Genomic DNA, 6,000 nt, shown 5'->3' on the forward strand with positions numbered 1-6,000 from the left:
GACTCTTCCTACTGAAAGTAGGACGTGCTCTGGTAGCACCGCTGACGCCTGACGAGGAATCATCTCCCTCGCGATGAGATAAATACTAGCAGCTCAGAGCCCGTGCGCCGAACCGGGGAGAGCCGCCCCCGGCGGGGGTCTGCGGTCCTCGCCCGGTCGGCCCGCCGCCGGCCGACCGGGCGACCGGGCGACCGGGCGAGGACCGCTGCCGTGTCAGGGGAGGGAGCACATGTCGGCGGCCGCAAAAGGGGGTTGCCAGGGCAGTCGGCACTGGTGATCATCGTGCGATGAGCACCATCATCAGACGCGTACGGACCGAGGAGTGGGAGCGGGTCAAGGAGATCCGACTGGACGCCCTGCGGGATCCGGTCGCGAACGTCGCCTTCCTCGACACCTACGAGAACGCCGCCGCCCAGCCCGACGAGTTCTGGCAGGGCCGCACCCGGGGCGCGGCCGAGGGCGACTCCGTGCGGCAGATCGTCGCGGAGGCCGAGGGCGGCCGCTGGCTGGGCAGCATCACCGTGCTGGTCGAGCAGCCCGGCGGGGCGGGGGCCCTCGGCGGCGACGTCATCGAGGTCCCCCAGACCCACCTGGTCGGCTTCTACGTGCGCCCCGAGGCGCGCGGCACCGGTCTGGCGCATGAGCTCATCCGGGCCGGCCAGGAGTGGTCCTGGTCGCTCACCGAGCCCCGGATCGAGCGGGTGCGGCTGTTCGTCCACGAGGACAACGCCCGTGCCCAGGCGATGTACCTGCGGGCCGGCTTCAAGCACTCCGGCGTGTCGGTGCCGGTGCCGGGCGACGAGACGCGCCGGGAGATCGAGCTGGCAGTCCTCCGGGGTTGACCACCGCGGCGTGAGGGGCCCGGCCGGAGTGGGCGTGACGGGCCGGCCGGGGCGGGCGGCTAGCGGAAGTCCTCCACGTGGTCGCGCACCCACGAGCGGAAGCTGCGCGCCGGGCGCCCGAGCACCTGCTGCACGGTGTCCGTCACCCGCTCCGGCTCGCGCGTGAACGCCTCCCACGCCCGCAGCCGGGAGTCCACGAACGCCGCGTTCCCCCAAGCCGCCGTCAGCTGCTCACGGGCCGTCTCGGGCGCGAGTTCGTCCCATCGCACCCCGGTGCCGGTCTCCTCGCCGATGATCCGCGCCAGCTCGGCGTGGGAGATCGACTCGGGCCCGGTGACCACGTACTTGCCGCCGTCGTGCCCGTCCTCGGTGAGCGCCGCCACCGCCACGTCCGCGATGTCCCGCTCGTGGATCAGCGAGCGGCGCGCCTCGCCGTACGGCCAGCGGACGACGCCCTGCCGCACCTGGTCGGCCCAGCCGAGCATGTTGCCCGCGAAGTCGATCGCCCGCACGAAGGTCCAGCCGAGGCCGGATCGGCGGATCAGCCGCTCGATCTCCTGGTGGAAGATCACCGCCGGCTCGTCGTCCGCGAGGTCGGCCACATCCGTCGACAGGTACACGACCCGCTCGGCGTGCCGGGCGATCAGCTCCACCACCCGCGGCTGCACCGGAATCCCGGGCCACATCAGGTAGACGCTCTCCACTCCGCCGCTCAGAGCGCCCACCAGGCTCTCCGGCGCCGCCAGATCACCCCGCACGGCCTCCACCCCCGCGGGCAGCGCGGCCTTGGCGGCGTCCCGCACCAACGCCCGTACCTCGTGCCCGCCTTCGGCCAGCGCGGCCACAACATGCGTGCCCACACTGCCGTTTGCGCCGATCACCAGAATCTTGGTCATGCCGGCTCCGAACACCTGGCGGGCCCGGACTATGCCCCGGACGATCCGGCCGCCGCCGTGCAAGGACGCCGCCGTGCAAGGACGCCGTCCTGAAGGGGCGCCGGCCGGCGAGCCCACGCCTTCGCCAACTCGCCGTGGAAACCGCCGATCCCGCCGCCTGCCGCCGCCGGCGCTCCTTCGACGGGCTCGTCGCCGAGGCCGCCCGACGGCTAGGCTCGCCCGATGTCCGACGACCGACTCCGGCTCACCGTGCTGGGAAGCGCCACGCCCTACCCGAGCGCCGACAATCCCTGCTCCGGCTACCTGGTCTCCGGCGGGGCCACCCGGGTGTGGGTGGACGCCGGCACCGGCACCCTCGGGCCGCTCCAGCGGTACGTGAGGCTGGACGAGCTGGACGCGATCTGGATCTCGCACCTGCACGCCGACCACTGCGCCGACCTGCTCACCGCCTACTACGGTGCCCTGTACGCCGACATCCGGCTCGCCGCGCCGATCCCGCTCTACGGCCCGCCCGGCACCGCCGACCGGCTGGCGGACTTCCTGACCAACTCGGCGCAGCGCAGTCCGGTCGAATCAGCCTTCGCCGTCACGGAGTTGTCCGACGGGCACCGGGTGGCGGTCGGCTCGATGGCGCTGACCAGCCGGGCGGTGGAGCACGGCATGCCGGCCTTCGCGCTCCGGGTGGAGGCCGGCGGCCGCTCGCTGGTCTACTCCGGCGACACCGCGCCGTGCGTCGCGCTCACCGAACTGGCCGCGGACTGCGACCTGTTGCTCTGCGAGGCGGAGGGCGACGACCCGGCGCACCACACCCCCGAGCAGGCCGGCGCGACCGCCACCGCGGCTGCCGCGCGCCGCCTGGTCGTCACCCACGTCGGCCGGGCCGTGACCCCCGAACGGGCGGTCACCCGCGCCGCGGCCCACTTCGCGGGGCCGGTCGAGTCCGCCGACCCGGGGGCGACCTTCACCGTCTGAGTCCGCCGACCGCCCCGTACGGGAAGTCGATCCGGCCGACTTCCGGTGCGGGCGGCCCGCTCAACCCGCCACGCGCACCACGTACTTGCCGGTCGCCCGCCCCTCCTGCATCGCGTCGTGCGCGGCCGGGACGGCCTCCAGGCCGGGCAGTTCGGTGAGCGGGATGGTCAGGCCGCTGTTCGCCTGCAGGTCGAGGGTGGTGCGGATGGCGCGGGCGAGGTGCTCGGGGGCGGTGGCGGCGAAGGCGCGGTGACTGAAGCCGGTGATGGAGAGGTTGCCGCCCATCAGGAGCCCGAGCGGGGGCAGGTCGCTGACGGTGCCGCCGCCGGCGTTGCCGAACAGGACGATTCGGCCGCCGGGTGCGGTGACGTCCAGGTCGAGCTCCAGCGCGGCGGTGCCAAGCGGGTCGAGCACCAGGTCGACGCCCCGGCCGTCGGTCGCGGCGCGGACGGCGTCGGCGAGCTTCTCGTCGCGGGCGAAGGCGTGGTCGTAGCCCAGCTCGACCGCGGCCGCGGCCTTCTCCGGACGGCCGACCGTGCCGATCAGCGTGCCCCCGCCGCCGAGCAGCGGGACCAGCTGGGCGATCGCGCTGCCGATGCCGCCGCCGGCCGAGTGGACCAGGACGTTGTCCCCGGCGGTCAGCCGGCCCGCGTCGGTCAGCAGCAGGACGGCGGTGGCGAGGCCCAGCGGGGCGGCCGCGGCGACGCTGAGCGCCAGTCCGTCCGGGACCGGGACGGTCAGGACGGCCTCCGCGACGACGACCTCGGCCAGCCCGCCGCCGACCGGCGCGGCCACCACCCGGTCGCCCACGGCCAGTCCGGTGACGCCCTCGCCGAGTTCCCGGACCGTACCGGCCACCTCCTTGCCCGGCAGGTGCGGCCACTCGGCGGTGTAGCCGCCGTCGCCGCGGCGGGCCATCACGTCCACGAAGTTCAGTCCGGCCCAGGCGACGTCGATCGCCACCTGGCCGGGGCCGGGGTGCGGTGCCTCCAACTCCTGGACCTCGGAGTTCTCGGCTCCACCGGGTGCGGTCATCACCAGTGCGCGCATGGTCGTGTCCCCCTCGACTACGATGTTCGACGAACGACGAAATTGCCGTGAGCCATTGCTACCACGCTGTTTTGATGGTTGTCGAACATCGCAGATCAGGGAGGTCGTCCATGCCCCGCAGCACCCGCCGCCGACCGGCGCTCGCGCACCCCGCGACCGAGGAGATCGACCTGTACGACGTCCTGCACGCGCTCTCCGACCCCACCCGGATGACCATCGTCCGCGTGCTGCGCACCGAACCGGAACGGGCCTGCGGCACCTTCCCGGTGGACGTCGCGCCGTCCACCCTCAGCCACCACTTCAAGGTGCTGCGGGAGTCCGGTGTGATCACCCAGCGCGAGGAGGCCAACCGCCGGTTCTCCGCCCTGCGTACGGTCGACCTGGAGCGGCGCTTCCCCGGCCTGCTCGACACCGTCCTCGCCGCGCTCGCCCGCAACGAGGCGGCCGAAGTGGTCTAGGACCCGGCGTCGGCCGTGCGGTGCCGGCGGTGGTACGAGACGGTGACAGCCGCCAGCAGCGGCCCCCAGGCGACCGCCGGCAGGTAGAGGAAGCCGACCAGCAGGTGCCCGCGCGGGGTCATGTTCGGGTGCGGCGTCGCCCACCAGGCGAGGAAGGGCGTCCAGAGCAGCACCAGCCCGGCGGCGCCCAGCGAGGCCGCGATGACGACGGCGCGCGGGTTGACCGGGCGCCCGCCGAGGAACGGGATCCAGCGCGGTGGCACCGTGCCCCACGGCCGGACCAGGCCGAGGGTGAGCAGGGCCAGCGCCTCGGTGAGCACGCTCAGGGTGACCGGCCACACCGCGTCCCAGCCGGTGAAGCCCACCGCGTGGTAGCCCGCGTCGGTGTAGCCGCCGTGCCAGCCCGCGACCAGCCCCAGCCGCCACAGCCCGGCCGGCAGGGCGGTGGCCGCGGCGACGTGCGAGGCGTGGACGGCCCAGCGGGGCGGGGCGGGGACGGCGGTGGTGGGCGGGGGCGTTGTCATGCGTCCACCCTCCCGCCGTCACCGTCCCCGCCGCGTCCGCCCGCCGGCGGGCTTGGGCCGGCACCCTCCCCCGGGTGGGGGAGTGGCGCCTCAGCCCGCGGGCGGTCCGGGGGCCGGCGGTCGTGCGGGGGGCCGGAGCCCGTACGGGGGCCAGGGGCCGTACGGGGACCGGTGGTTGTACGAGGGGCAGCCGCCGTACGGGGTCAGCGCAGCCGCGAGGAGGACAGGATCGACGCCAGGTGCGCCACCACCATCCCCCAGGTGATCACCGTGATCCCGGCGAGCGTCGCCCGGGTCGCGTCCAGGTGGCCGAGCCCGGCGTCCACCGCGGCCGCCGCCAGCAGCACCAGGGAGGCCTCGATGCCGTTCGTCACCCGGTGGATCTTGAAGATCGAGGCGAACCGACGGGCCGTCGCGATGCCCTGGGAGCGCGGCTGGGTGGACTCCTCGTCCGCCGGCGGCTGACCGCTGCGGGCGCGGGCCACGTCCACCAGGTCCGTCGAGGCCTTCAGCAGCACCACGCCCAGCGCGGCCGCCAGGCCCGCCGACACCCACAGCTCCGAGCCGCCGCGCGCCGCCCGGACGCCGGCGCCGATCATCAGCGCGGCGTCCGCCAGGTAGGCGCCGAGCCGGTCCACGTACACCCCGGCCATGCTGAACTGGCGCTTCCAGCGCGCCACTTCACCGTCCACGCAGTCGAACAGCAGGAACAGCTGGAACAGCACCGCCGCCAGCACCGCGCCGGTCAGGCCCGGGATCAGCAGGGCCGCGCCGCCGCCGACCCCGCACACCACCATCACCCAGGTCAGGGTGTTCGGCGAGACCGAGGTCCGCACCAGCTGCCGGGTGGTGCGCAGCGAGACGGCCCGCATGTACAGCCGGCCCGCCCAGTGCTCACCGTTGCGGCTCTGCAGCTTGGCCTGCGGCTGGCACACCTCGCGCAACTCGGCGAGCGCCGGAGCAGCCACCATGACGACATCCCTCCACCTGTCCCGAAACGATCACCACAGGCTACGGCCTCCGGAGCACTGCTGTGACCAGCCCGTTCGGCGGTGAACGGGAGAGCGGAGAGGGCGGTGCGGAGGAGGTGGAAGGGCAGTGGAGCGGGCGGTGACGAGCCGGTGAGCGGCGGAAAAACGGTGGGCCGGCCGAAGACCCCCGGGCTAGGAGCGTGTCTCAGTAACCGGCAAGCGGCCGAGCGGTCGTGATCGGCGGGATCGGTCGTCGGCCGCTCGGCGCATGCCTGCTGGCGTCGGAG

7 protein-coding genes are annotated in these 6,000 nt (G+C 74.2%); 3 read left to right on the plus strand and 4 right to left on the minus strand.

What is annotated here, in order from left to right; all coding sequences use genetic code 11:
- The first annotated feature begins 287 nt into the window (after positions 1-287).
- Entirely contained in the window at positions 288-842 is a 555-nt protein-coding gene (locus ACGF12_RS17490; protein ID WP_393030154.1) for a GNAT family N-acetyltransferase, read from the plus strand.
- 59 nt (positions 843-901) lie between these two features.
- Here ACGF12_RS17490 and ACGF12_RS17495 read toward each other — a convergent pair whose 3' ends face one another.
- A complete protein-coding gene (locus ACGF12_RS17495) occupies positions 902-1,738 on the minus strand; it encodes an NmrA family NAD(P)-binding protein (RefSeq protein ID WP_393030157.1) in 837 nt (278 codons plus the stop codon).
- A 222-nt stretch (positions 1,739-1,960) separates the two neighbouring features.
- On the opposite strand from ACGF12_RS17495, the gene ACGF12_RS17500 reads away from it, so the two are divergent.
- Complete coding sequence (locus ACGF12_RS17500; RefSeq protein WP_393030160.1) at positions 1,961-2,710, plus strand: MBL fold metallo-hydrolase; 750 nt, start codon at positions 1,961-1,963, stop codon at positions 2,708-2,710.
- 60 nt (positions 2,711-2,770) lie between these two features.
- On the opposite strand, the gene ACGF12_RS17505 is transcribed toward ACGF12_RS17500, so the two are convergent.
- Positions 2,771-3,760 carry a zinc-binding alcohol dehydrogenase family protein gene (locus ACGF12_RS17505; RefSeq protein WP_393030163.1) on the minus strand — a complete coding sequence of 330 codons (990 nt, stop codon included), beginning with the start codon at positions 3,758-3,760 and terminating at the stop codon, positions 2,771-2,773.
- Between the two features lie 110 nt (positions 3,761-3,870).
- Between ACGF12_RS17505 and ACGF12_RS17510 the strand changes: the two genes are divergently transcribed.
- Entirely contained in the window at positions 3,871-4,218 is a 348-nt protein-coding gene (locus ACGF12_RS17510; protein WP_387613995.1) for an ArsR/SmtB family transcription factor, read from the plus strand.
- Here the strand turns inward: ACGF12_RS17510 and ACGF12_RS17515 are convergent.
- Complete coding sequence (locus ACGF12_RS17515; protein ID WP_393030166.1) at positions 4,215-4,742, minus strand: hypothetical protein; 528 nt, start codon at positions 4,740-4,742, stop codon at positions 4,215-4,217. The two genes, ACGF12_RS17510 and ACGF12_RS17515, sit on opposite strands and share 4 nt — an antisense overlap.
- A gap of 203 nt (positions 4,743-4,945) precedes the next feature.
- Positions 4,946-5,713, minus strand: a complete 768-nt coding sequence (locus ACGF12_RS17520; RefSeq protein WP_393030169.1) for a CDP-alcohol phosphatidyltransferase family protein — start codon at positions 5,711-5,713, stop codon at positions 4,946-4,948.
- Between the last annotated feature and the right edge of the window lie 287 nt (positions 5,714-6,000).

The organism is Kitasatospora sp. NPDC048296 (genome assembly GCF_043201815.1).
Lineage (GTDB): Bacteria > Actinomycetota > Actinomycetes > Streptomycetales > Streptomycetaceae > Kitasatospora.